Genomic DNA, 25,923 nt, shown 5'->3' on the forward strand with positions numbered 1-25,923 from the left:
CCGATGAAACCGCTGTTGCCGGGAAGGGAGGCTCCCGGCACGCCGCGCCTCCTCACCGGCCCCTGAGGGCGCGATCCGGCGGACATCGCATCATCAACCGCATGCGCCGGCCCTGCAATACACCGGCGCGCGGACGAGGGTCCTCGCGCGCCCTTCACGGGGACCGGTACGACCTGCCGCGGTCAGTTTTCCGGGCGCATGTACGGGAACAGCAGCACGTCGCGGATCGATCCGCGGCCGGTCAGCAGCATCACCAGGCGGTCGATGCCGATGCCCAGGCCACCGGTCGGCGCCATGCCGTATTCCAGTGCACGGATGTAATCGGCATCGAAATGCATGGCCTCGTCGTCGCCGCCCTGCTTGGCCTCCACCTGCGCCTGGAAGCGCGCGGCCTGGTCTTCCGGGTCATTCAGCTCGGAGAAGCCGTTGGCGATCTCCTTGCCGTTGATGAACAGTTCGAAGCGGTCGGTATAGCCCGGACCGGCATCACTGGCCCGGGCCAGCGGCGAGACCTCGACCGGGTGATCGGTGATGAAGGTCGGCTGCACCAGGGTGTGCTCGACCGTGGCCTCGAAGATCTCCAGCAGCAGCTTGCCCCAGCCCCACGACGGCTTGACCTTGATCTTCAGCCGCCCGCAGTGGCCCAGCAGCGCGTCGCGGTCGGTGCAGTCGGCCGCGCTGATCTCCGGGTTGTGGTGGCGTACCGCCTCGTCCATGCGCCAGCGGCGGAAGGCGGGGGCCAGGTCGATGGTCGCGCCATCCCATTCCACCGTGGTGGTGCCCAGCACCTGCTGCGCCACGTCGCGGATCACGCCCTCGGTCAGGTCCATGACCTCGTTGTACGTGGCATAGGCCTCGTACAGCTCCATCATGGTGAATTCCGGGTTGTGGCGGGTGCTCACGCCCTCGTTGCGGAAGTTGCGGTTGATCTCGTACACGCGCTCCAGGCCGCCGACCACCAGCCGCTTGAGGTACAGCTCCGGCGCCACGCGCAGGTACAGGTCCAGGTCCAGCGCGTTGTGGTGGGTGGTGAACGGTTTGGCGGTGGCGCCGCCGGGGATGTAATGCATCATCGGCGTCTCGACTTCGAGGAAGTCGCGCGCGTCCAGCCAGGCGCGCATGGCGCGGATGATCTTGGAGCGCTTGATGAACACCTCCCGCGACTCCGGGGTCACGATCAGGTCCACGTAGCGCTGGCGGTAGCGCTGCTCAACGTCGGCCAGGCCGTGCCACTTGTCCGGCAGCGGGCGCAGCGACTTGGTCAGCAGGCGCAGGGCGGTGGCCTTGACCGACAGCTCGCCGGTCTTGGTGCGGGTCAGGCCGCCTTCGACGGCGATGATGTCGCCCACGTCCCAGCCCTTGAACGCGGCATAGGCCTCGTCCAGCGCGGTGGCCTGCAGGAACAGCTGGATGCGGCCGGATTCGTCCTGGATCTGGGCAAAGCTGGCCTTGCCCATGATCCGCTTGGCCATCAGCCGGCCGGCCATCTTCACGGTGCGGCCCGAGGCTTCCAGCGCCTCGGCGCTCCACTGCTCCTTCTTCTCGCCGTCCTTGCCATCGAACTCTTCCAGCAGCGCACCGGCGAAGTGCTGGCGGCGGAAGTCGTTCGGGTAGGCGATCCCCTGCCCGCGCAGCGCCGTGAGTTTCGCGCGGCGCTCGGCGATGAGGCTGTTCTCGTCGGCGGGGGGCTGCTGCGCGGGGGTCTGGTCGTTCATGGCGTTGGCTTGGGTGGTTGCGGGGGGAGGAAACAGGCCCGGCCATCATGCCGATGGACAGGCGGTAGAGCCAATGGGCACGGCCGCACCAGCGGCCGCGCCGTTCTTACGCGTCGATGCGTTTGGAACCGGCTTCCAGGCCGGACTTGAGGCTGGCCTCGACGAATTCGTCCAGGTCGCCGTCCAGCACCTTCTGCGTGTCGCTGCGCTCGATGCCGGTGCGCAGGTCCTTGATGCGGCTCTGGTCCAGCACGTAGTTGCGGATCTGGCTGCCCCAGCCGATGTCGGACTTGGTGGCTTCCAGCGCGTCACGCTCGGCGTTGCGCTTCTGCACTTCCAGCTCGTACAGCTTGGCCGCCAGCATCTTCATCGCGCGGTCGCGGTTGGCGTGCTGGCTGCGCTCGGTCTGGCAGGCCACGACCGTGTTGGTCGGCACGTGGGTGATGCGCACCGCCGATTCGGTCTTGTTGACGTGCTGGCCGCCGGCACCGGAAGAACGATAGACGTCGGTCTTCAAATCCGCCGGGTTGATGTCGATGTCGATGCTGTCGTCCACTTCCGGCGACACGAACACCGAGGTGAAGCTGGTGTGGCGGCGGTTGTCCGAGTCGAACGGGCTCTTGCGCACCAGCCGGTGCACCCCGATCTCGGTCTTCAGCCAGCCATAGGCGAAATCGCCTTCCACCCGGAAGGTCGCCGACTTGATGCCGGCCACGTCGCCGCCGGAGACTTCCATCAGCTCTGCCTTCCAGCCGCGGCTTTCGGCCCAGCGCAGGTACATGCGCAGCAGGATTTCGGCCCAGTCCTGGGCTTCGGTGCCACCGGCACCGGCCTGGATGTCGACGAAGGCGTTGGCCGAATCCATCTGCCCGGAGAACATGCGCTGGAATTCCAGCTTCTCGATCTGCGCCTGGTACTTGTCCAGGTCGGCGACCACGGCCAGCGCGGTGTCCTCGTCCTGCTCGCTCTCGGCCAGGTCCAGCAGTTCGCCGCATTCGGCCATGCCATCGAGCACGTTGGCGATGCCGACCACGGTCTTCTCCAGCAGGGAGCGCTCGCGGCCCAGGTTCTGCGCGTATTCGGCGTTGTTCCAGATGTCCGGGTTTTCCAGCTCCCGGGTTACTTCCTCAAGACGTTCTTTCTTGACGTCGTAGTCAAAGATACCCCCTGAGCGAGACCACGCGATCGGTCAGATCGGCGATTCGCTGGCGGATGGGATTCAGTTCGATCATGGTCGGTCCATGCAAGTGCGGACAAGCCGGCAATTCTAGCATCGCGCACCCGCCTCGTCGGCGATGCGGGAAGCGGGCCGGGTTCTCACGGAGCGGCCGGCGCTTGCCGTTAGAATCCCGGCCAGCCGTGCCCCCGCGCGGCCCTTTCAACCGATAAGGACTCTCGCTTGAATACACGCCCCCCCCGCCTGTTCGCCGCCCTTTCCCTGCTCACCCTGGCCCTGGCCGCCTGCCAGAAGCCCGGTGGCGGCGCTGACGACAATGCCCCCAGCCTTGCCGTGGGCGACAGCGTCTCCGGTGAAATCACCTCCTCCAGCCGCCTGAACTACAACGATGGCAGCCGCCACCAGGGCTACAAGGTCGCCCTCAAGAGCGGCCAGGCCGTCGCCCTGGAACTGGGCGGTTCGCTCAATGGCCAGCTGTCGGTATTCGATGGGCAGAGCCTGCTGGCCACCGCCTCGGCGCGTGGCTACGAGGGCGAAGCCGGTCCGGGCGACGTCAGCCTGGCGTTCAAGGCGCCCAAGGACGGTACCTACCTGGTCGCGGTGAACAGCGCCGGTTCGGATTCGTTCGGCCCGTTCAAGCTCAAGAGCAGCGCGGTCACCCCGTACGACGGCAAGCCGCTGGGCGCCGACAGCGAAGCCATCGACTGGCTGATGGGCGACAAGCAGGAATACAGATTCAAGGTGGACAAGGCCGGCATCTACACCATCGGCATGGAGTCGGGAACGCTGGACTCCTACCTGCACCTGACCGGCCGCAACGTCGACATCGAGGACGATGACAGCGGCAACAACCTCAACGCCCGCATCCGCGCCTACCTGGAACCGGGCGACTACACCATCGGCGCCTCGTCGCTGAACGGCAGCACCGGTTCGTTCAAGCTGAAGGTCGGCCTGACCCCGGTCGACAAGGATCTGGTCATCCGCGACGGCAGCGCCCTGACCATCGGCCAGACCGCGCAGGGCATGGTCGATTCGCGCGGCCGCCGCAGCTTCGTGCTCAACCTGGACAGTGCGCGCCACCTGCAGTTCGACGCCATCGCCGATAACTTCGATTCGGTGCTGCGCATCAGCGGACCCGGCATCGATGCCGAGGACGACGACGGCGGCAATGGCACCAATGCCCGCCTGACCCTGCACATGGGCCCGGGCCACTACACCGTGACCGTCTCCAGCTTCGGCAGCCAGCAGGGCGTGTTCGAACTGGAGACCAGCGACCTCGGCGCCGACATGGCCGCACCGGCCAACAGCAACCGCAAGGATGCCGCCGATGCGGCGGCCGAAGCCGCAGCAGCGGCGGTAGCGAACTGATCGTCTCCGGCCGGCGGGCACGCGCCTGCCGGCCGTTCGACTCCCCCTGGGCCACTCCCGGAGCGTCCGTGCGCGACGCGCCCGGTACCGGCCCTGTTTCCCCCGTTCCAGACCAAGGAAAAACCAAAGTGAAGCGACTTGCAGCAGGATTGCTGACCCTCGCCATCGCCACCGGCCTGAATGCCACCGTTCACGCCGCCCCCGCCGCCCGTCCGCTCGCCAGCAACGGCGAAGTCTCCGGCGAAATCACGTCCGCCGCGGCGTTGAACTACAGCGACGGCAGCCGCAGCCAGTTGTTCAGCCTGCAACTAGCCGCCGGCCAGGCGGTGTCGCTGAAACTCGATGGCCCGTTGAAGGGCAGCCTCGCCGTTTTCCATCGCGACCTGCTGGTCAGCCGATCCGGCTCCGGGTCCAGCTGCGACTGCGGCGACAGCGCCCGGCTCAGCCTGCGCGCAGACAAGGCCGGGCAATACCTGGTCGCCGTCAGCGGTGCCGATGCCAACGCCTATGGCCCGTTCCAGCTCACCGCCACGCCGATCGTCGCCTATGACGGCCAGCCGCTGGCCGCCGGCAAGCGCATCGCCGACTGGCTGGTCGATTCCCGCCACACCTATTCGCTGCAGGTCGACAAGCCCGGCCTGTACACCCTCAACCTGGAATCGGACGCCTTCGACACCGTGCTGGGCCTGAGCGGCAACGGCGTGGAACTGGAAGACGACGACGGCGGCAACAGCACCAATTCGCGCCTGGTCGTTCCGCTGCAGCCGGGCCGCTATACGGTTAGCGCCGGCGGTTTCAGCCAGAGCAGCGGCGCGTTCTATCTGGGCGTGGAACGGACCGACCTCCCGGAAGGGCTGGTGTTCGAGGATGGCCACGCGCTGCCGATCGACGACATGGCCAGCGGCTTCATCAACGCAGGCGACACCCGCAGCTTCGTGTTCTCCCTGCCCGATCGCCGCCGCGTGCAGTTCGACGCCAGCAGCCGCGACCTCGATACCCTCCTGACCCTGCAGGGTGCCGATATCACCCTCAGCGACGACGATGGCGGCGACGGGGTCAATTCGCGCCTGTCGCAGGTACTTGACCCGGGCGAATACAACGTCTCGGTGCGCTCGGTGAACGGCCGCGGCGGAATTTTCCAGCTCGCCACCAGCACCGCGCCGGCAGCGGATGGCCCGACCCGCCCGGTCCTGGCCCTGGGCCGCGAGACCAGCGGCCAGCTGATCCCCGGTTCGCGCAGCCTGTACACGCTCGACATCCCGCGCAAGGGCCGTTACGTCATCACCATGACCGGCAGCAACGGCCTGGACGGCATGGTCACCCTGATGCGCGACGGTCAGGAAGTGGCCTCGCAGGACGACAGCGAGACCAGCCTGGACCCGATGCTGGAAGTCGAACTGGAAGCCGGCCGCTACGTGTTGATGGCGCACAGCTTCGACCCGTCGGCGAGCGGCGCCTATCGACTGCTGGTCCGCCGCAGGTAAGTCACGGCTCCGTAGCGTTCATCAGGGAATCCCCGGCAAAGCCCGGCATCGCCGTGGCTTTGCGGTGCCGGGCAACGCCCGGCGGGCTTGCCTTGTAATACCCCAGCGGGGCGTTGCCCCGCTCTACAAGAAGCGGATCGCTGCGGTTTTGTAGCGCCGGGCAACGCCCGGCGGGCTTGCCCGGTAATGCCCCAGCGGGGCGTTGCTCCGCTCTACAGGAAGCGGGTCGCTGCGGTTCTGTAGCGCCGGGCAACGCCCGGCGGGCTTGCCCGGCATGCCCCGTTCAGACGGGAGCCCGGCCGGGCGGGAGCGCTATTCAACGCCGCCGCGGGCGCGCAGTCCTGCCCGGTAGCGGCGGCTGCAGGGCAGCACCGTGGCGTCGCGCAGGTGGACCCGGGCGTCGCCGCTGTCCAGCGGCTCGATCGAGGCTACCTGTGACAGGTTGACGATGTAACTGCGGTGGATGCGCACGAAGCAGTCCGGGTCGAGCTTGGCCTCGATCCCGGCGATGGTGCTGCGCAGCGGGTAATCGTGGTGGCGCACCCGCAGGTTGACGTAGTTGCCGGCGGCCTGCAGCCATTCGATGTCGGCGGCGGCGACCAGGAATTCGCGGCCGAGCTTGCGCACCAGGAAACGCTCGGGACGATCCACCGGCTCCACGGGCGGCCCCTCGTCTGGCAGCGACAGCAGCATGGCTTCGCCCTGCAGGCGGCGCAGCAACAGGCGATAGCCCTCGATGGTCAGCACCATGCCGGCGTAGGAGCGAACGTCCTTCAGGTATTCGTAGCCGAACTCGCGCCACCATGACCCGAAATCGTAGCTGTCTCCGGCACTGGCGTAGGCCAACTTGCGGATCGCCACCATCCCGGCCACGTGCAGCATCGACCACGCAAGGCTCCCCAGCAGGTGCAGCGGCAACAGCCGTCGCCAGTCATCCACGTGCAAAGGGAAGCGGCGAGTGAACCAGACCACAGCAGGCACCAGCGCCAGCGCCGCCAGGGCGGAGCTGGTTTCCCATACCATCGGTTGCCAGGCGCTGAAATCCAGATGCTGCCGTCGTACATCCATGTTCACGGTGATGCTGTTGGCCAGCCCACTGGCGAGGTACTGGACCACCCAGAACCCGATCTCGGTGAAACGTCGCCACGGTTGATAGCGCTGGTAGAAGGTCGGAGGGCTCATATCCATCCGCGCATTGTAGGGGCTGCCCCTCGCTCCCCCGTCCCCGGCCCATCCCTCGAATCCGCGGCTTGTCCCAAACCCCTATCGCATGGTCACTTTCCGGTGGAAGAGCAGCCCCACGGGCGCGGACGCTGTCTGCATCCCCACCAACGGATACCGACGCATGCCACGCCGGCACGACATCGACGCCCTGCGCGTCATCGCCTTCTCCCTCCTGATCCTCTACCACTCGGCGATGGTCTACGTGGCCGACTGGAGTTTCCACATCAAGAGCACGTATCAAGCCGAATGGCTGCAATACCCGATGATCGCGCTGAACCGCTGGCGGATGCCTCTGCTCTTCATGATCTCCGGCATTGCCATCGGGCTGGCACGGGTCGAGGGCCACCGCCTGCGCTTCGCCGGAACACGCAGCCTGCGCCTGCTTCTTCCGCTGGTGTTCGGCATGCTGGTGGTGGTGCCGCCGCAGACCTACTTCCAGATCATCCAGCAATACGGCTACACCGGCGGATTCGCGCACTTCTACAAGCTCTATGCCAGCGGTGGACTCTGTCGCATAGACCAATGCCTCGTCACCCCGACATGGAACCACCTGTGGTACCTGGCTTACCTGTTGCCCTACACCCTGCTGTTGCTGGCGGCGCTTCCGCTGCTGCAATGGTTGCGGGGACGTTGGGGGAATGCAGGCGAGCCCAGGCGGCTATCGGTCTTCATGTTGCTGACACTGCCTGTTCTCTGGCTGCTGGGCGTTCGCCTGTGGCTGGCACCGCGTTTCGAGGAAACCCATGCCCTGCTCAATGACTGGGTTGTCCATGCGGAATCGCTGCCGCTGTTCCTATTAGGCTACGTGCTGGCGATCCAATCAGGATTCTGGAACTGGGCGCGGCAGCAGCGCTGGCGAACACTGGTCGCAGCGCTGCTGGCGATTGGCGTGGAACTCTGCCTGCGCTGGTTCGGCCACCATCCTCCTTCCGGGCCGATGCCGGAATGGGCACTGCACGTCCCGTGGTACCTGGTCGAACGCATCGCCCGCGTCACCTACACCTGGATGGCGTTGCTGGCGATCCTGGGCTGGGGCCGTGCCCTGCTCGACCACCCTTTCCGTTGGCTCCCCTATGCGGGCGAAGCGGTGTTTTCGTGGTACATCCTGCACCAGACCCTGATCATCGCCATCGCCTACTGGCTCATTCCCATGAAACTAGGAGGGGGACTTGAAGCCGCCCTGGTCGTCGGCGGTACCGTCGCGGGCTGCCTGATGGTGCACGAATACCTGATCCGCCGTGTAGGTTGGCTGCGGCCGCTCTTTGGCCTGAAGCCAAGGCCAGCCGCACCATCGATACCGATACCCAAGACCGCCGGCATGCAGCCATAAGCCTCGCAGCGGGCGGCGGAACCGGGCCGCACATCCGTCCAGGCCGGCCTGCGATGTTCCACGGGCAATTGCATCGGGTTGCTGATCAGGTAGTCGTCGCTGACCAGCCATAGGCAAACGGCGCGCGCGATGCGGGGCATTGCGTTCCAGCCACTGAAATGGATCGCGCTGATGCATGCCAGGGACCACGCATGCGCAGCGCCAGGATGAAGTGGCGCTGTGCGTGCGCGGGCCACGCCACAACTTCGAACACGCCATCGACCAGGGATTTGGGGAATACGTGTCCCCACTGCCCGGCCAGGCGCAGGGCCTCGGCATGGCCGCAATCCATTTCGGCGGCAGGCAGTTCGCCATCCTTGAGCAGTCGCCGTCGAAGCACAGCCGGGCAGGCACCGCCGGTAAGGATCACTCGCACGAACCGGTTCGGTATCGCGCATCCGCCGCATTCAAGCCGGACGCGCCATTCCAGCCATCCCCATGCGCCCACCATTCGTCACTTTCCGCCCCCGGGCCATCCCCTCGTGCTGGCCCGGCGCATCCGCCGCGGCAAGGCTGGCCGCCTCTCCAATGCGATGGGATGGAATCACGATGCAACGCCGCCACGACCTGGACCGGGTCCGCGTCTTCGCTTTCTGCCTGCTGGTGCTCTACCACGTGGGCATGTACTACGTGAGCTGGGGCTGGCACGTGAAAAGCCCGGCCGCCAGCATCGCGCCGGAACCGTTCATGCTGCTGACCAGTCCCTGGCGGATGTCGCTGCTGTTCCTGATCTCGGGCGTGGCCACCGCCTTCATGCTGCGCGGCACCGCCGGTGGCTTCCTGCGCCGGCGTTCGCGCCAGCTGTTGCTGCCGCTGCTGTTCGGGATGTTCGTGATCGTGCCTCCACAGGCTTACCTGCAGGTGGTCGAACAGCTGCCGGGCGGCTATTCCGGCGGCTGGCTCGACTTCTATGGCAAGTACCTGGGCGCTTACCACGGCTTCTGCGGCATCGACGGCAAATGCCTGATCCTGCCGACCTGGAACCACCTGTGGTTCCTGCCCTACCTGTGGTGTTACACCCTGTCGGCCTGGCTGCTGTGGCGGTTCCTGCCGGAGGGTGCGCTGGCCGGGCTGCGCGCATGGACCGGCCGCATCCTGCATGGCTGGAGAGCGCTGCTGGTGCCGGTGCTGCTGCTGGCGGCGGCAAGGCTGCTGCTGGTGGCGCGCTTCGAGCAGACCCACGCGCTGGTCGACGACTGGTACAACCATGCCCAGTACGCGAGCGTGTTCCTGATCGGCTTCCTGGCCGCCTTCGACGAGGGTTTCTGGCAGTCCCTGCATCGCCTGCGCTGGCCGGCACTGCTGCTGGCCCTGGCCAGCTATGCACTGATGATCCACAGCTGGTATTTCTCCGGCCACGACGATGCCAATCCGGTGTCCGAAACGCTGCGGCTGTGGTTGCGCGGCGCCTGGGCGCTGGACCAGTGGTGCGCCATCGCCGCCCTGCTCGGCTTCGCCTTCCGCTGGCGCGATGTCGACAGCCCGGTGCTGCGCTACCTGAGCCTGGCCGTGTTCCCGCTCTACATCCTGCACCAGACGGTGATCGTGGTGCTGGCCCACGCGCTGAAGCCATTGCACATCCCGGCGGCGGCCGAAGCCGTGCTGCTGGTGGTGGCGACCTTCGCCCTGTGCCTGGGCGCCTATGAGCTGATCCGCCGCGTCGGCTGGCTGCGGCCGTTGTTCGGGCTCAGGCCGCGGGCGGCGCCAGCGGCCATCGCGCTGGCGGGCACTGCCGACGCGCGATCCTGACCACACCGCCCCATCCGGGAAAAAGGCCCGCTGCCGTCTGGCGGCGGGCGATCGGCTCGCCCATCAGACCGTCTGGCAATGCTCGACGATCAACTGGATCGCGCTGCCGCCGCGGTAGTCGTCGCCGACCAGACGATAGGCCAAGTGCACATGGCGGCCCGGATCGTTGCCGGTCCAGCCGCCAAAATGGATGGCGTTGAGTGCGCCGGCCATGCCCGGCAGGCGCAGCTCCAGTTTCAGGTGGCGCTCCTTGAGCACGCGCCACTGCACGACCTCGAAATGGCCGTCGAACAAGGGCTCGGGGAAGCCCTGCCCCCAGGGCCCGGCCAGGCGCAGCGCCTCGGCATGGCGGAAATCCAGTTCGGCGGCGGACAGTTCGCCATCGCTGAGCAGTTGCTGCCGCAGCAGGGCTGGATCCAGCGTCGCCAGCACCTGCCGCTCGAACGCCTCGCGGAACGCGTCCAGCCGTTCCTGCGGCAGGCTCAGGCCCGCGGCCATGGCGTGGCCGCCGAAGCGTTCGATCAGGCCGGGATGGCGCGCATCCACCGCGGCCAGCGCGTCGCGGATGTGGAAACCGGGGATCGAGCGCGCCGAACCACGCAGCGCCTGTGCGCCCGGCTCGGCCGGGGCAAAAGCGATCACCGGGCGATGCAGGCGGTCCTTCATCTTCGAGGCCACCAGCCCGACCACGCCGGGATGCCACTGCGCGTCGAACAGGCAGGCCGCGACCGGGCGATGGCCGTCGTCGGCCAGCAAGGCGCGCGATACCGCCAGCTCGGCGTCGTCGGTCATCGACTGCTGCACCGCGCGGCGCTCGGCGTTGATCTCTTCCAGCAGGGCTGCAATCCCGCGCGCCTGCGCGGCGTCCTCGGTGAGCAGCAGCTCGATGCCGAGCGCCATGTCCTCCAGCCGCCCGGCCGCATTCAGGCGCGGTCCCAGTGCGAAGCCGATGTCGCTGGCGCTCAGCCTGCGCGCGTCGCGGCCGCTGGCCTCGATCAATGCGCGAAGGCCCACGCAGCACTGCCCGGCCCGCAGCCGGCGCAGGCCCGCAGCGACCAGCGCCCGGTTGTTGTCGTCCAGCACGACCAGGTCGGCGACGGTACCCACCGCGACCAGGTCCAGCAGCGGGGTCAGGTCGGGCCCCTTGTCGTCGGCGAACGCACCGGCCTGGCGCAGGTGCCGCCGCAGCGCCATCAGCACGTAGAAGATGACGCCGACGCCGGCCAGCGCCTTGCTCGGGAACGCATCGCCGCCGAGGTTGGGGTCGACGATGGCGTCGGCCGCCGGCAGCTGTTCCCCGGGCAGGTGGTGGTCGGTCACCAGCACCTGCCAGCCCAGCGCCTTGGCCGCGGCCACGCCGGCATGACAGGCGATGCCGTGGTCCACCGTCACCAGCAGGTCGGGCTGCAGCGCCGCCAGTTCGGCCACCAGCGACGGCGACAGGCCATAGCCGTGCACCATGCGGTTGGGCACCGCGTGCACCACGTCGCGCGCGCCGAGCAGGCGCAGGCCGCGCACGCCGACCGCGCAGGCGGTGGCGCCATCGCAGTCGAAGTCGCCGACGATCAGGATGCGGCGGCCGTCGGCGATCGCCGCGGCCAGCAGCTCCACCGCGGCCTGCATGCCGCCGAGCAGTTCCGGCGCGTGCAGCTGCGCCAGCTTCGGTTGCGCCTGCTCCTGCGAACGCACGCCGCGCGCGGCATAGATGCGGCGCAGCAGCGGCAGCGTGCCCTCGTCCCACTGCCCGCCTTCGACGGCCTCGCGGCGGACGATCTTCAGGGCATCACTCATCGCGCAGCGCCGCCAGCGGCTTCTTCCAGAAACGCCAGCGCTGGCCGCGATGGATGCGGTAACGCACGCCATCCTCGAAATCGAGCAGCAGTTCGCGCAGTTCGCCGCGGCCGATGGCATCGAGCAGCGGCGCGATGGCGTCGTGGGTGAGCTGCTCCAGCGAGCGCAGCTGGCGCAGGTCCACCAGCGCGTCGACGGCCTGGCTGTCATCGGGGACCGGGCCATCGGCACGGACGCCGGCCATCGCCGCCAGGCCCTGCAGCAGCGCATCGCGGCTACGCACCTGCGCATGCGCCGTCCGTACCGATTGCGGCAGTCGCCCGGCGCCCCAGAACCACAGCGAATTGACCGCGCGCCGGCCCTGCGCGACGCGCTCCTCGTTCCACGGATGCTGGTGCAGCACCACCTGCGCCTCGGTCAGCAGCGACCGCCAGCGGCGGCCGTTGTCGCCTTCGGGCAGGTGTTCGAACAAGTCGTCGCCGAGCGCCAGGTCCGGCGCGGTGAAGGCCGGCAGCGGCGTGTCGTCGGGCAGGCGCAGGTACCAGCGCGATGGCGCCGGTGCATCGAGCTGGAAGCCGAACCCGGCGAACAGCGGCTGCAGCGCCGGCAGCAGCGCGGCCGCGTCGGCCGGTTCCAGGCGCAGGGTTTCGGCCGAGGCCATCAGCCGCGCACCCTGCATGTCCGGCTGCACGTTGGCCGGGTCGGCGCGCAGCCACAGGCTGCCCGCGGCATCGCCGGCATCGACCTGGCGGGTCAGCGCGGCCGCCGACCAGGCGTCGGGCTGCACGTCGAAATGCCGGCGCAGCTGCGCCGACTCGCCGGCCTCGCCCTCATTGCGGTCGGCGCGGCCGAGCGCGCTCGCCACCTGTGCCGGCAACGCGCCGTTGGGGAAGCGGTGGCGGGCGGGAAGCAGCAGGGTGGCTTTGGCGTGGGTCATCGGTTGCTCGCAATCCGCCCGTAGGCCTGCAGGAGCGACGCAAGTCGCGAGGGGGCCGCATCGGCGGAAGCCTGGTCGCGACTTGCGTCGCTCCTGCAGGCTTCCACCTCAAGGCAATGGCCGCGGGATGCAGGCCCCGCGGCCAGGTGCGTCAGTCGAGGTACTCGACGCTGACGATCTCATACTCGCGCTGGCCGGCCGGCGCGGCGATGGCGACGCTGTCGCCCTCGTTCTTGGCGATCAGCGCACGCGCCACCGGCGAGGAAATGGCGATCAGGCCCAGCTTGATGTCCGCTTCCAGGTCGCCGACGATCTGGTAACGCTTTTCCTCGTCGCTCTCCACGTCGGCCAGCGTCACCGTCGCCCCGAACACCACGCGGCTGCCGGCGTTGAGCTTGCTGATGTCGATGATCTCGGCATGCGACAGCTCGCCTTCCAGCTGCTTGATGCGCCCTTCGATGAAGCCCTGCTCCTCGCGCGCGGCGTGGTACTCGGCGTTCTCCTTGAGGTCGCCGTGCTCGCGTGCCTCGGCGATCGCGGCGATCACCTTCGGGCGCTTCTCCGACTTCAGGTGGTCCAGTTCCTCGCGCAGGCGCTGCGCGCCCTTCAGGGTGATGGGGGCTCTCATGCGTTCAACTCCTTGTGCAGTTCCTGCAGCGACCAGACCGGGCCGGTGCCGCGGAATTCCAGCGATTGCACCAGCGCCTTGGCGCCGGCCACCGTGGTCGAATAGGTGACGCGCTGCTGCAGCGCCTCGCGGCGGATCGAGAACGAGTCGTTGATCGCGGCACGGCCTTCGGTCGTGTTGACGATGTAGACGATCTCGCCGTTCTTGATGCTGTCCACGATGTGCGGGCGCCCTTCGACCACCTTGTTGACCACTTCGCAGGCGATGCCCTGCTGCTGCAGCCACGCGGCGGTACCGCGGGTGGCGACCACCGAGTAGCCGCGTTCGACCAGGCCCTGCACCGCCGGCAGCACGCGCGGCTTGTCGGCGTCGCGCACCGAGATGAAGGCCTTGCCCGGCGGCGGGGTCTTGATGCCGCCGGCTTCCTGCGCGCGCGCGAAGGCGGCGCTGAAGCTGCGGCCCACGCCCATCACCTCGCCTGTGGAGCGCATCTCCGGCCCGAGGATCGGGTCCACGCCCTGGAACTTGGCGAACGGGAAGATGGCTTCCTTCACCGAGTAGTAGTCCGGCACGATCTCCGTCGTCGCGCCCTGCTCGGCCAGGCTCATGCCGGCCATGCAGCGGGCGGCGATCTTGGCCAGCGGCATGCCGGTGGCCTTGGACACGAACGGCACGGTGCGCGAGGCGCGCGGGTTCACTTCCAGCAGGAACACCACGTCGTTGCCGTCGGCATCGGTCTGGATCGCGAACTGGGTGTTCATCAGGCCGACGACCTTCAACGCCTTGGCCAGTTCGGTGACCTGGCGGCGCAGTTCGGCCTGGGTTTCAGCCGACAGCGAGTAAGGCGGCAGCGAGCAGGACGAGTCGCCGGAGTGCACGCCGGCTTCCTCGATGTGCTCCATCACGCCGCCGATCAGGACGTTGCCTTCGCGATCGCAGATGATGTCCACGTCGGCCTCGACGGCGGCGTCCAGGAAGTGGTCCAGCAGCACCGGCGAGTCGTTGGAGACCTTGACCGCGTCACGCATGTAGCGGGCCAGGTCGGATTCGCCATAGACGATTTCCATCGCGCGGCCGCCCAGCACGTAGCTCGGGCGCACCACCAGCGGATAGCCGATCTCGCGCGCCAGCGCCTGCGCCTCGTCGGCGGTGCGCGCGGTGCGGTTCGGCGGCTGCTTCAGGCCCAGCTCGTTGACCAGCTTCTGGAAGCGCTCGCGGTCCTCGGCCAGGTCGATGGAGTCCGGCGAGGTGCCGATCACCGGCACGCCGTTGGCTTCCAGCGCACGTGCCAGCTTCAGCGGGGTCTGCCCGCCGTACTGCACGATCACGCCCTTGGGCTGCTCCAGCTCGACGATCTCCAGCACGTCTTCCAGCGTCAGCGGCTCGAAGTACAGGCGGTCGGAGGTGTCGTAGTCGGTGGAGACGGTCTCCGGGTTGCAGTTGACCATGATGGTTTCATAGCCGTCCTCGCGCAGGGCGAGCGCGGCATGCACGCAGCAGTAGTCGAACTCGATGCCCTGGCCGATGCGGTTGGGGCCACCGCCGAGGATCATGATCTTGTCGCGGCTGCTCGGGTTGGCCTCGCACTCGTCCTCGTAGGTCGAGTACAGATAAGCGGTGCTGGTGGCGAACTCGGCGGCGCAGGAATCCACGCGCTTGTACACCGGGCGCACCTTGTGCGCGCGGCGCAGCGCACGGATCGCCGCCTCGTTGGTGCCGGTCAGCTGGGCCAGGCGCGCGTCGGAGAAGCCTGCGCGCTTGAGCGTGCGCAGGCGCTTGCCGTCCAGCGCGTCGATGCCTTCGGCATGCACCTGCTTCTCGTCGGCGATGATGTCCTCGATCTGGTCCAGGAACCACGGGTCGATGTAGGACAGGGCATACACGTCGTCGACGTTCATGCCGGCGCGGAAGGCGTCGCCCACGTAGAACAGGCGCTCCGGGCCGGGCGCCTTCAGCTCGCGTTTGAGCGTGGCGATGTCGTCCTCGCTGCCCAGGTCCAGGCCGGTCGGATCCAGCCCGATCTTGCCGGTTTCCAGGCCGCGCAGCGCCTTCTGCAGCGATTCCTTGAAGGTGCGGCCCATCGCCATCACCTCGCCCACCGACTTCATCTGGGTGGTCAGGCGCGCGTCGGCGGCCGGGAACTTCTCGAAGGCGAAGCGCGGAATCTTGGTGACGACGTAGTCGATGGACGGCTCGAACGAGGCCGGGGTCAGGCCGCCGGTGATCTCGTTCTTCAGTTCGTCCAGGGTATAGCCCACGGCCAGCTTGGCGGCGACCTTGGCGATCGGGAAGCCGGTGGCCTTGGAGGCCAGCGCCGAGGAACGCGACACGCGCGGGTTCATCTCGATCACCACCACGCGGCCGGTGGTCGGGCTGATGCCGAACTGCACGTTGGAGCCGCCGGTGTCCACGCCGATCTTGCGCAGCACGGCGATGGAGGCATCGCGCAGGCGCTGGTATTCCTTGTCGGTCAGGGTCTGCGCCGGCGCCACGGTGATCGAGTCACCGGTGTGCACGCCCATCGGGTCCAGGTTTTCGATCGAGCAGACGATGATGCAGTTGTCCGCGGTGTCGCGGACCACTTCCATCTCGAACTCCTTCCAGCCCAGCACCGATTCTTCCACCAGCACTTCGGTGGTCGGCGACAGTTCCAGGCCGCGGTTGACGATCTCGACCAGTTCCTCGCGGTTGTAGGCGATGCCGCCGCCGCTGCCGCCCAGGGTGAAGGACGGGCGGATGATGGTCGGGTAGCCGACCCGGGTCTGGATCTCCAGCGCCTCTTCCAGCGTGTGGGCGACGGCGGCCTTCGGGCACTCCAGCCCGATCTCGCCCATCGCCACGCGGAACAGTTCGCGGTCCTCGGCCATGCGGATGGCGTCGCGCTTGGCGCCGATCAGCTCGACGTTGTACTTCTCCAGCACGCCGTGGTCGGCCAGGTCCAGCGCGCAGTTCAGCGCGGTCTGTCCGCCCATGGTCGGCAGCAGCGCGTCCGGGCGCTCCTTGTCGATGATCTTCTCGACCGTCTGCCAGTTGATCGGCTCGATGTAGACCGCGTCGGCCATTTCCGGATCGGTCATGATCGTGGCCGGGTTCGAGTTCACCAGCACCACGCGGTAGCCCTCGTCGCGCAGCGCCTTGCAGGCCTGCGCGCCGGAGTAGTCGAACTCGCAGGCCTGGCCGATGACGATCGGGCCGGCGCCGATGATCAGGATGGTTTTTAGATCGGTGCGCTTTGGCATTGTCTTCTCTAAGTCAGTACAGCGTGTCTAGGGGGAGTGATCGCACGCTGTCGATCAGGAAATCTGTCCGGGGTCCAGCTCGATGCCGCACTCGCGCTGCAGGCTCTCGGCCAGGCGCTGGCCGATGTCTTCCGGCAGTACGTTGTCGTCGCCGAATCCGTCCATGAAACGCTGGAACGCGGAGGTGCCCATGAAGGCCGCGATCTCCGCCTTGCCGGCCTCGTCCAGGCCGGTCTCCATGGCCGGCCCGCCGGCCATCGCCGCGGCCGTGGCCTGGAAGGTGCGCGCCATCCCGGCGCCGGCCTCGGTGGCCATGAAGCGTTTCCAGTCGGCGATGAGCCGGTCGCCGTCGGCGCCCATGCTGTCCACCACCGACTGCTGGAACTGCGCGGCCATCAACGCGGACACCTGCGCCGACGCGCAGGCCTTGCCCGCGCCGTCCAGCGCCTGCAGGTCCGGGACCTGCGCGATGAGCCCGCCGGTGGCATCGCCGGCCAGGCCGTCCATGCCCAGTTGCCGCATGATCCCGCCGATTTCGGCCGGGTCGGCCGGCGCCGCCGAGGCGCCGGTGGCGAGCAGCAACCCGGCCAGCAGCACGCCTGTGCGCATCAGGCCCGGGCCTCGCTCATCATCGTGATGAAGCGGTCGAACAGCGGCGCGACGTCTTGCGGACCGGGCGAGGCTTCCGGGTGGCCCTGGAAGGAGAACGCCGGCGCGTCGGTGCGCTCCACGCCCTGGACGGTCTGGTCGAACAGCGAGCGCTGGGTGACCCGCAGGTTGGGCGGCAGCGTGCTTTCGTCGATGGCGAAGCCATGGTTCTGCGAGGTGATCATCACCCGGCCGCTGTCGATGTCCTGCACCGGGTGGTTGGCGCCGTGGTGGCCGTGGCCCATCTTCATGGTGCTCGCGCCCGAGGCCAGGCCGAGCAGCTGGTGGCCCAGGCAGATGCCGAAGGTGGGGAGTTTTCTGTCCACGAATTCCCGGATCGCGGCGATGGCGTAGTCGCACGGCTCCGGGTCGCCGGGGCCATTGGACAGGAACACGCCGTCGGGATTCATCGCCAGCACGTCCGCCGCCGGGGTCTGCGCCGGCACCACGGTGAGATCGCAGCCGCGCTCGGCGAGCATGCGCAGGATGTTGGCCTTCACCCCGAAGTCGTAGGCGACGACCTTGAATTTCGCCTCGGCCTGGACGAACTGGCCCTTGTCCAGGTCCAGCTGGCCCTGGGTCCACGGATAGGCCTTGCCGGTGCTGACCACCTTGGCCAGGTCCATGCCCTTCAGCCCGGGGAACTTGCGCGCCGCTTCCAGCGCCTTGTCCACGTCGATGTCCGGGCCGGCCATCAGCGCGCCGTTCTGGGCGCCGCGCTCGCGCAGGATGCGGGTCAGCTTGCGGGTGTCGATGCCGGCGATGGCGACCACGCCGCGCTGCTGCAGCCACTCCGGCAGCGACTGCTGGTTGCGCCAGCTGCTGGGACGGCGCGGCACGTCGCGCACGATCAGGCCCGCGGCCCACACCTGCGCTGCCTCGTCGTCCTGCTCATTGGTGCCGGTGTTGCCGATGTGCGGGTACGTCAGGGTGATCATCTGCCTGGCGTAGGACGGATCGGTCAGCATTTCCTGGTAGCCGGTCATGGCGGTGTTGAACACCACCTCACCCACGGACAGGCCGGGCGCGCCTACGGATTCGCCCTCGAATACGGTGCCGTCTTCGAGCACGAGGATTGCGGCTTGGGTCACGGGAATCTCACTTTGGCTACCGAGGGGGCTCCGAAGCCACGCCTGCGCTCACGGCAAAAACCGGTTGCAAAAAAGCGCGGACGGCGGTGTGAAACCGGTCCGGCTGACGTGATTCGGCGAGCGGGAATTGTAATGGCATGGGCGCCATCGGCGCCAGCGCCGCGTAGGCCGCCGGCAACCCGCCCTGCCCTCCGGCCGGCGCCTGTTCAGCCGGCGCCGGCAGCCACCAGGTCGCGCACCGAATAGCGCCCGGGCGCCCGTCCATGCAGCTGCCGCGCCACATGCAGGGCCCCGCGGGCGAAGATGTCGCGGTTGGTGGCGCGGTGGAACAGCTCCACCCGCTCGCCCAGCCCGGTGAACTGGACCTGGTGCTCGCCGATGATGTCGCCGGCGCGCAGGCTGGCGTAATGCGGCTCGGCCCCGCCATGGCGGGCCGACTCGCCCAGGGTCAGGGCGGTGCCGGAGGGCGCGTCCTTCTTGTGCACGTGGTGCGACTCGACGATGTCGCAGTCCCAGCCAGGCAGGCTGGCCGCGGCGCGCTCCACCAATTCGGCCAGCACCGCCACGCCGAGACTGAAATTGGTCGCCCAGGTCAACGCGATCCGCGGCGCCGCGGCGGCCAGCGCCGCCTGCTGCGCCGCGTCGATCCCGGTGGTGCCGGAAACGAACGCCGCGCCGCGCGCCACGCACAGCGCCAGCACCGGGTCGAAGCCCTCCGGCAGGCTGAAATCGATGGCCACGTCGAAGGCCGGCGCGCCGGACAGTTCGCTGGCGGCGAAGTGCGGCACGCCGTCGATCACGCGCTGCGCCGGCGCCTTGCGCACCACCGCGGCAACCACCTGCAGCGAAGCGTCTTCTGCCGCCAGCCGCAGCAGGGCCTGGCCCATGCGACCGGAAGCGCCATGGATCAGCAACCGTGTGGGAGTCTCGTTCATGGCCTGCAAACTACCGCCTTGGAGTGACCGGAGACAAGCATCGGCCGCACGGCATGAAGCGCCGCCGGATACGCCTCTCCTGCTGGAAACGGCTGCCGGCGCGACGCGCGTCGCGACCTAGCCCGCCCCGGCGATGCCGGCAGCGTCTTGCGCCGCTCCCGCTGGCAGACCGCGTCAGTGCTGCCTGGGCGGCGTCGGCCCGCAGCCATCGCAGCCGCCGCAGGCGCTGTCGCCGCCGGACGCGGCCGGCGCCAGGCGGCGCCCCAGCGCCTGCAGCCGCGGCGAACGTTGCGGCTTCACCAGCCACAACGCCAGCGCCCCGCGCAGGCGCCGCACGACGCCGGGGAACTGCTTCTTCAGTACCACCCACGCACTGACCAGCAAGGCCAGGGCGATGATCGCGTACTGCAGCAGCAGCCCCCGGTCCATCAGCCCGCCCCCAGCGCCACGGCGACCTGGTAGGTCACCAGCGAGGCCAGCCAGGCCGCGGCGAACAGGTAGACCGTGGCGAACGTCATCTGCTTCCACGAGTTGGTCTCGCGCTTGATCGTGGCCAGCGTGGAGATGCACATCGGCGCGTAGATGTACCAGACCAGCAGCGACAAGGCGGTGGCCAGCGACCAGCCGTCGCTGATCAGCGGGGTCAGGGCCTGCGCGGCGGCATCGTCGTCGGCCGCCGACAGCGCATACACCGTGGCCAGCGAGGCCACCGCCACCTCGCGCGCGGCCAGGCCCGGGATCAGCGCGATGCAGATCTGCCAGTTGAAGCCCAGCGGCGCGAAGAACACCGCCATCGCGTGGCCGATGCGGCCGGCGAAGCTGTAGTCGATGGCCGGCAGGGTGGCGTCGGCCGGCGCCGCCGGGAACGACAGCAGGAACCACAGCAGGATGGTCAGCGCCAGGATGATGCCGCCCACGCGCTTGAGGAAGATCATACCGCGCTCGTACAGCCCGACCGCGAGATCCCGCGCATGCGGCAGGCGGTAGGACGGCAGTTCCAGCAGCAGCGGGTGCTCGCCCTTGTCGCGGCGGAACTTCTTCATCGTCCACGACATCGCCAGCGCGCTCAGGATGCCCGCCGCATACAGCCCGAACAGCACCAGCCCCTGCTGGTTGAACAGGTCCCACACCGTCTTCTGCGGGATGAACGCGCCGATCAGCAGCGCATATACCGGCAACCGCGCCGAACAGGTCATCAGCGGCGCGACCAGGATCGTCGCCAGCCGGTCGCGCGGGTCCTGGATGCTGCGCGTGGACATGATGCCCGGCACCGCGCAGGCGAAGCTGGACAGCAGCGGGATGAACGAGCGCCCGGACAGGCCGGCCGCGGCCATCATCCGGTCCAGCAGGAAGGCCGCGCGCGGCAGATAGCCCGACTCCTCCAGCGCGAGGATGAAGAAGAACAGGATCAGGATCTGCGGCAGGAACACCACCACGCTGCCGACGCCGGCGATGATGCCGTCCACCAGCAGGCTGCTCAACGGCCCTTCGGGCAGGGTCGAGCCGACCAGCGCGCCGAGCCAGGCGAAGCCGGCCTCGATGCCATCCATCAGCGGCGTGGCCCAGGCGTAGACCGCCTGGAAGATCAGGAACATCACCACCGCCAGGGTCAGCAGACCGAACACCGGGTGCAGCAGCCAGCGGTCCAGCGCATCGTCGATCTTCGCCGTGCGCGTGGGCATGCGCACCGCAGTGGCGAGGATGTCGCGGACCTGGGCGTGATGGTCGGCGGCCGGCACGGCTTCCGGCGGCGCCATCGACGCCAGCTGCGGCATCATCGCGTCGATGCGCGCGACCAGTTCGCTGGCGCCGTTGCGGCGTACCGCCACGGTCTCCACCACCGGCACGCCCAGCGCCTGTTCCAGCGCCGCCACGTCGATCTCGATGCCGCGCCGGCGCGCGGCGTCGACCATGTTCAACGCCACGATCATCGGCTTGCCCAGCTCGCGCACTTCCAGCGCGAAACGCAGGTGCAGGCGCAGGTTGGTGGCGTCGATCACGCACACCAGCGCATCGGGCGCGGCTTCGCCGGGATAGAAGCCGCGGCACAGGTCGCGGGTGATGGCCTCGTCCAGGCTCGCCGGCTGCAGGCTGTAGGCGCCGGGCAGGTCCAGCACCGCGTATTCGCGCCCGGACGGCCCGCGCATGCGCCCTTCCTTGCGCTCGACGGTGACGCCGGCGTAGTTGGCCACCTTCTGCCGGCTGCCGGTCAGCTGGTTGAACAGCGCGGTCTTGCCGCAGTTCGGGTTGCCCACCAGGGCCAGCCGCGACACGGCGGTGGTCGCGGCGCTCATGCCGATGCCTCCTTCGTGATCCGCACGCGGGCGGCCTCGCTGCGCCGCAGCGCGAAGCGGGTGAAGCCGACCTGTACCAGCAGCGGCTCGCCGCCGACGGGCCCGCGCGCGACCACGCGCACGTCCTCGCCATCGACGAACCCCAGTTCCCTCAAGCGCCGGGCGATCGCATCATTGGCATGCAGGTCCTGCACCGCCTCCACCTGCGCGGGTGCATGCAGCGGCAAATCTGACAACGTCACTGAATGGCGCCTTTGAATGAGTTGATAAGAATGGTTATCAATTCTAGCACCGCCGCGCCGCGTCTTGCTGCCCTGGGCGCTCCGCTATGATTCCGTGCACCCAAGCACGCATGGAATCCGATGAGTGATGCACTGCTCGTTCGCCACGACAAGGCCGTGGCGACGCTCCACCTGAACCGTCCCGAGCTTCACAACGCGTTCGACGCCGGGCTGATCGCCGCCCTCACCGCCACGCTGGAAACCCTCGGCGCCGACCCGTCGGTGCGCGCGGTGGTGCTGGCCGGGCATGGCCCCTCGTTCTCGGCCGGTGCCGACCTGCAGTGGATGCGGACCATGGCCGGCGCCACGCAGGAGGAGAACCGGCAGGACGCGCTGGCGCTGGCCCGGCTGATGCGCACCCTGGACGAACTGCCCAAGCCGACCATCGCCCGCGTGCATGGCGCCAGTTTCGGCGGCGGCGTCGGCCTGGTGGCCTGCTGCGACATCGCCATCGCCGCCGACGGCGTCCGTTTCGGCCTGACCGAGAGCCGCCTGGGCCTGTTGCCGGCGGTGATCTCACCCTATGTCATCGCCGCCATCGGCCCGCGCCAGGCACGGCGCTGGTTCGCCACCGGCGAGCATTTCGACGCCGCCACCGCGCTGCGCATCGGCCTGGTGCACCAGGTGGTCGCCGCCGAGGCGCTCGACGCCGCCGTGCAGGCGCAGCTGGACCTGGTCGGCAAGGCCGGCCCGGTCGCCGCGGCTTCGGCCAAGGTGCTGGTGCGCGAAGTTCACGCCGCCAACGGCGAGCGCGACGCGCTCGACCGCGCCAACGCCGGGCTGATCGCCGCGCTGCGCGCCTCGGACGAAGGCCGCGAAGGCCTCTCGGCCTTCCTCGAGAAGCGCCCGCCGCGCTGGGTCGCAGGGGAAACGCGATGAGCGATTTCGTCCGCATCGTCGAGGTCGGCCCGCGCGATGGCCTGCAGAACGAGAAGCAGCAGGTCGCCACCGCCGACAAGATCGCGCTGATCGACCGCCTGTCGGCCACCGGCCTGCGCACCATCGAGGCCACCAGCTTCGTCAGCCCGAAGTGGGTGCCGCAGCTGGCCGACGCCGCCGGGGTCATGGCCGGCATCCAGCGCCGCCCCGGCATCGCCTATCCGGTGCTGGTCCCCAACGAACAGGGCTACGCGCGCGCGCTTGCGGCCGGTGCGCGGGAAGTGGCGGTGTTCACCGCCGCCTCCGAGCAGTTCAACCGCACCAATACCAATGCCGGCATCGACGAATCGCTGCAGCGCTTCGCGCCGGTGCTGGCCCGTGCGCAGGCCGATGGCATCCCCGTGCGCGGCTATGTGTCCACCGTGCTCGGCTGCCCCTACCAGGGCGAAGTGCCGCTGGCCGACGTGGTGCGCGTGGCCCGCGCGCTGCACGCCATGGGCTGCCACGAGATCTCGCTGGGCGACACCATCGGCGTCGGCACGCCGCTGAAGGCGCGCGCGATGCTGCGGGCGGTGGCCGCGGAGGTACCGCTGGCGGCGCTGGCGGTGCACTTCCACGATACCTACGGGCAGGCGCTGGCCAACATCGCCGCCTGCCTGGAGGACGGCGTGCGCGTGGTCGATTCGGCCGTGGCCGGCACCGGCGGCTGCCCCTATGCGCGCGGCGCCAGCGGCAACGTCGCCAGCGAGGACGTGGTCTACATGCTGCACGGCATGGGCATGGAGACCGGCATCGACCTGCCGGCGCTGGCCGACACCGGGCGCTGGCTGGCCGGGGTGCTGGGCCGCGACAACGGCAGCAAGGCCGGCAAGGCCATGACCCCCCATTGATCGACCCACCGAAAGGATTCCCCTGCATGATCCGCACCGCTCTCGTCATCGCCGCCCTGCTCCCGGCAGGCCACGCCCTCGCCGCCTCGGCGGTGGCTTTCTCCGATTCCGGCGCCTACGGCTACGCCTACAACCACCCCTCCGCCAGCCTCGCCCTGCAGGCCGCCCTGGGCCATTGCGCGCGTCGTTCCGCCAACTGCACCGAAGTGGCCAGCACCTCGGCCGAGGCCGGGTATTCGGCCATCGCCAGCGGCAGCGCCGCTTTCGGCCACGCGCTGGGCGAAAGCGACGAGCGCGCCGCGATCGACAAGGCCCTGGCCATGTGCCGGCGCACGGCCGACGACTGCCGGCTCGAGTTCCTGTGGCGGGAAAGGCCGGTACCCGCCCTCCTGCGCGTGCCCTCGCACCCACCGATGCCGGTCCCCGCGCCCCGGCAGTACTGAACGCCCCGCCGTCCCCTGTGGGGACGGCGGCATCGGCTAGAATCACCGGCCAACCCCTTGCAGGTAGCGTCCCGATGCAGCTGTCTTCCGTCCGCGCCGTCGTCACCGGCGGCGTTTCCGGCCTCGGCCTGGCCGTGGCCCGGCACCTGGTCGCCAACGGCGGCAAGGTCGCCCTGTTCGATCTCAACGAGGAGAAGGGCAGCGCCGCGGTCGCCGAACTGGGCACGGACAAGGCCCGCTACTTCACCACCAACGTCACCGACGAAGCCGGCGTGGCCGCCAACCTGGCCGCCGCGCGCGAGTTCCTGGGCGGGCTGAACGTGGTGATGAACTGCGCCGGCATCCTCGGCGCCGGCCGCGTGCTCGGCCGCGAGGCGCCGATGCCGCTGTCCAACTTCCAGGCCACGGTGATGGTCAACCTGGTCGGCAGCTTCAACGTGGCCAAGGCCGCCGCCGACCTGATGCAGCACAACGAAGCCGGCAGCGACGGCGAGCGCGGCGTGATCATCAACACCGCCTCGGTTGCCGCCTACGAAGGCCAGATCGGCCAGGCCGCCTACTCCGCCTCCAAGGGCGGCGTGGTCGGCATGACCCTGCCGATGGCGCGCGAGCTGTCGCGCTTCGGCATCCGCGTGATGACCATCGCGCCGGGCGTGTTCTGGACGCCGATGGTGGACGGCATGCCGGCCAGCGTGCAGGAATCGCTGGCCGCCTCGATCCCGTTCCCGTCGCGCCTGGGCCAGCCGGACGACTTCGCCGCGCTGGTCGGCCACATCATCGGCAATACCTACCTCAACGGCGAGACCATCCGCCTGGACGGCGCCGTGCGCCTGGCGCCCAAGTGATCCACACCGCGGGCGCCCTCAAGGCGCCCGTTTCACTTCATCCCTTACCCCAACCGACTTTCCAAGCATGAAAGCCAGCGATATCAAGAAAGGCAACGTCGTCGAATACAACAACGGCGTCTACCAGATCCGCGACATCGAGCGCAGCTCGCCGCAGGGCCGCGGCGGCAACGTCCGCTTCCGTTTCATCATGTACAGCGTGCCGGGCGGCAACAAGCTCGACGCCAGCTTCGACGCCGACGACAACCTGCCGGAAGTCGAGCTGCTGCGCCGCCAGTCCACCTTCTCCTACATGGACGGCGATGCCTTCGTGTTCATGGACGACGAGGACTACACCCCGTACACGCTGGACGCGGACGTGATCGGCGACGACGCCGGCTACATCACCGAGGGCCTGGCCGGCATCTACGTGCAGGTGATCGACGACCAGCCGGTCGCCATCCAGATGCCGCAGCACGTGACCCTGGAAGTGGTGGAAACCCCGCCGGAACTGAAGGGCGGCACCGCCACCAAGCGCCCGAAGCCGGCCAAGCTGAACACCGGCATCGAGATCATGGTGCCGGAATACATCACCAACGGCGAACGCATCCTGGTCAACACCACCACCGGCGAGTTCGGCGGCCGCGCCGACTGATCCGGCGGCAAGCGGCAAACGACGGCGCCCCTGTGGCGCCGTCGTCGTCCATGAAGACCGGTGGCAGCGCGCCGATGACGCTGCAGTTCCCCATCCGCGACGGCGCACCCGGGACATTTTCCTGCCCCGGCCGACCGGCGCCCTCCTGCCGCTGTCTCCCGTCCCTCCTGCCGCTTGCGGCCACCACTCTCGCCGCGACGGAGGTCCGCCCCCGGCCTGTCTGGCCGACCCGAGAACCTGGGCAGTGGCGATGCCTGGCCGGTCGAACCCGAAGCGGCCGGGAACGAAGGCCTGCGCCGGGG

General features: G+C 68.8%; 23 protein-coding genes. 9 read left to right on the top strand and 14 right to left on the bottom strand.

Annotated elements, in window-relative coordinates:
* Positions 1-182: 182 nt before the first annotated feature.
* Positions 183-1,715 (bottom strand): lysine--tRNA ligase, encoded by a 1,533-nt coding sequence (lysS, locus tag ABB22_RS14385; RefSeq protein WP_055773175.1) that lies wholly within the window; start codon positions 1,713-1,715, stop codon positions 183-185.
* Positions 1,716-1,821: 106 nt separating this feature from the next.
* A protein-coding gene (prfB, locus tag ABB22_RS14390) for a peptide chain release factor 2 (RefSeq protein ID WP_152984196.1) occupies positions 1,822-2,947 on the bottom strand; the annotation gives its coding sequence in 2 pieces (ribosomal slippage) (positions 1,822-2,871 and positions 2,873-2,947; 1,125 coding nt in all).
* A gap of 167 nt (positions 2,948-3,114) precedes the next feature.
* On the opposite strand from prfB, the gene ABB22_RS14395 reads away from it, so the two are divergent.
* Complete coding sequence (locus ABB22_RS14395; protein ID WP_055773173.1) at positions 3,115-4,260, top strand: PPC domain-containing protein; 1,146 nt, start codon at positions 3,115-3,117, stop codon at positions 4,258-4,260.
* A gap of 128 nt (positions 4,261-4,388) precedes the next feature.
* Positions 4,389-5,744: an ABC transporter substrate-binding protein gene (locus ABB22_RS14400; protein WP_152984197.1), complete on the top strand. Its 1,356-nt coding sequence runs from the start codon at positions 4,389-4,391 to the stop codon at positions 5,742-5,744.
* A 312-nt stretch (positions 5,745-6,056) separates the two neighbouring features.
* Here the strand turns inward: ABB22_RS14400 and ABB22_RS14405 are convergent, their stop codons facing one another.
* The gene (locus ABB22_RS14405; RefSeq protein ID WP_055773168.1) at positions 6,057-6,926 is read right to left on the bottom strand and encodes a LytTR family DNA-binding domain-containing protein; all 870 of its coding nucleotides are present in this window, start codon (positions 6,924-6,926) and stop codon (positions 6,057-6,059) included.
* Positions 6,927-7,089: 163 nt separating this feature from the next.
* Here ABB22_RS14405 and ABB22_RS14410 point away from each other — a divergent pair, with 163 nt between their 5' ends.
* Positions 7,090-8,298, top strand: a complete 1,209-nt coding sequence (locus ABB22_RS14410; protein ID WP_055773166.1) for an acyltransferase family protein — start codon at positions 7,090-7,092, stop codon at positions 8,296-8,298.
* Positions 8,299-8,383: 85 nt separating this feature from the next.
* Here ABB22_RS14410 and ABB22_RS18285 read toward each other — a convergent pair whose 3' ends face one another.
* Positions 8,384-8,788 carry a hypothetical protein gene (locus tag ABB22_RS18285; protein ID WP_152984198.1) on the bottom strand — a complete coding sequence of 135 codons (405 nt, stop codon included), beginning with the start codon at positions 8,786-8,788 and terminating at the stop codon, positions 8,384-8,386.
* A 98-nt stretch (positions 8,789-8,886) separates the two neighbouring features.
* Here ABB22_RS18285 and ABB22_RS14415 point away from each other — a divergent pair, with 98 nt between their 5' ends.
* Positions 8,887-10,086 carry an acyltransferase family protein gene (locus ABB22_RS14415; protein WP_082443821.1) on the top strand — a complete coding sequence of 400 codons (1,200 nt, stop codon included), beginning with the start codon at positions 8,887-8,889 and terminating at the stop codon, positions 10,084-10,086.
* A gap of 63 nt (positions 10,087-10,149) precedes the next feature.
* Here the strand turns inward: ABB22_RS14415 and recJ are convergent, their stop codons facing one another.
* From recJ to ABB22_RS14465, 10 genes are all read right to left on the bottom strand, one after another.
* A complete protein-coding gene (recJ, locus tag ABB22_RS14420) occupies positions 10,150-11,877 on the bottom strand; it encodes a single-stranded-DNA-specific exonuclease RecJ (RefSeq protein WP_055773164.1) in 1,728 nt (575 codons plus the stop codon).
* Positions 11,870-12,814, bottom strand: coding sequence for a hypothetical protein (locus ABB22_RS14425; RefSeq protein WP_055773162.1), 945 nt, complete (start codon positions 12,812-12,814; stop codon positions 11,870-11,872). Before ABB22_RS14425 ends, recJ begins: the two co-directional genes overlap by 8 nt.
* Positions 12,815-12,965: 151 nt before the next feature.
* Complete coding sequence (gene greA / locus ABB22_RS14430; RefSeq protein WP_211264517.1) at positions 12,966-13,430, bottom strand: transcription elongation factor GreA; 465 nt, start codon at positions 13,428-13,430, stop codon at positions 12,966-12,968.
* Between the two features lie 8 nt (positions 13,431-13,438).
* Entirely contained in the window at positions 13,439-16,681 is a 3,243-nt protein-coding gene (gene carB / locus ABB22_RS14435; RefSeq protein WP_055773156.1) for a carbamoyl-phosphate synthase large subunit, read from the bottom strand.
* A 54-nt stretch (positions 16,682-16,735) separates the two neighbouring features.
* Positions 16,736-17,290, bottom strand: coding sequence for a hypothetical protein (locus ABB22_RS14440; protein ID WP_055773153.1), 555 nt, complete (start codon positions 17,288-17,290; stop codon positions 16,736-16,738).
* The gene (gene carA, locus ABB22_RS14445) at positions 17,290-18,420 is read right to left on the bottom strand and encodes a glutamine-hydrolyzing carbamoyl-phosphate synthase small subunit (protein WP_055773152.1); all 1,131 of its coding nucleotides are present in this window, start codon (positions 18,418-18,420) and stop codon (positions 17,290-17,292) included. The genes ABB22_RS14440 and carA overlap by 1 nt, the downstream gene beginning before the upstream one ends.
* Positions 18,421-18,626: 206 nt before the next feature.
* On the bottom strand, positions 18,627-19,355 hold the full coding sequence (gene dapB / locus ABB22_RS14450; RefSeq protein ID WP_082443820.1) for a 4-hydroxy-tetrahydrodipicolinate reductase: 729 nt from the start codon (positions 19,353-19,355) through the stop codon (positions 18,627-18,629).
* Positions 19,356-19,529: 174 nt separating this feature from the next.
* Entirely contained in the window at positions 19,530-19,784 is a 255-nt protein-coding gene (locus ABB22_RS14455; protein ID WP_055773146.1) for a DUF6587 family protein, read from the bottom strand.
* Entirely contained in the window at positions 19,784-21,649 is a 1,866-nt protein-coding gene (feoB, locus tag ABB22_RS14460; RefSeq protein ID WP_055773142.1) for a ferrous iron transporter B, read from the bottom strand. The genes ABB22_RS14455 and feoB overlap by 1 nt, the downstream gene beginning before the upstream one ends.
* Positions 21,646-21,891, bottom strand: coding sequence for a FeoA family protein (locus tag ABB22_RS14465; RefSeq protein WP_055773139.1), 246 nt, complete (start codon positions 21,889-21,891; stop codon positions 21,646-21,648). Before ABB22_RS14465 ends, feoB begins: the two co-directional genes overlap by 4 nt.
* A gap of 120 nt (positions 21,892-22,011) precedes the next feature.
* Here ABB22_RS14465 and ABB22_RS14470 point away from each other — a divergent pair, with 120 nt between their 5' ends.
* The 5 genes from ABB22_RS14470 to yeiP all read left to right on the top strand — a co-directional run bounded on the left by ABB22_RS14470 (position 22,012) and on the right by yeiP (position 25,621).
* Positions 22,012-22,809, top strand: coding sequence for an enoyl-CoA hydratase/isomerase family protein (locus ABB22_RS14470; protein ID WP_055773134.1), 798 nt, complete (start codon positions 22,012-22,014; stop codon positions 22,807-22,809).
* Positions 22,806-23,699 carry a hydroxymethylglutaryl-CoA lyase gene (locus tag ABB22_RS14475; protein WP_055773131.1) on the top strand — a complete coding sequence of 298 codons (894 nt, stop codon included), beginning with the start codon at positions 22,806-22,808 and terminating at the stop codon, positions 23,697-23,699. Before ABB22_RS14470 ends, ABB22_RS14475 begins: the two co-directional genes overlap by 4 nt.
* A 26-nt stretch (positions 23,700-23,725) precedes the next feature.
* Positions 23,726-24,142, top strand: a complete 417-nt coding sequence (locus ABB22_RS14480) for a DUF4189 domain-containing protein (RefSeq protein ID WP_055773129.1) — start codon at positions 23,726-23,728, stop codon at positions 24,140-24,142.
* 74 nt (positions 24,143-24,216) lie between these two features.
* The gene (locus ABB22_RS14485; RefSeq protein ID WP_055773126.1) at positions 24,217-24,987 is read left to right on the top strand and encodes an SDR family NAD(P)-dependent oxidoreductase; all 771 of its coding nucleotides are present in this window, start codon (positions 24,217-24,219) and stop codon (positions 24,985-24,987) included.
* Between the two features lie 67 nt (positions 24,988-25,054).
* Entirely contained in the window at positions 25,055-25,621 is a 567-nt protein-coding gene (yeiP, locus tag ABB22_RS14490; protein ID WP_055773125.1) for an elongation factor P-like protein YeiP, read from the top strand.
* The last annotated feature ends 302 nt before the right edge of the window (positions 25,622-25,923 follow it).

This window comes from Stenotrophomonas nitritireducens (genome assembly GCF_001431425.1).
In the GTDB taxonomy this organism is placed as follows: Bacteria; Pseudomonadota; Gammaproteobacteria; order Xanthomonadales; family Xanthomonadaceae; genus Stenotrophomonas; species Stenotrophomonas nitritireducens.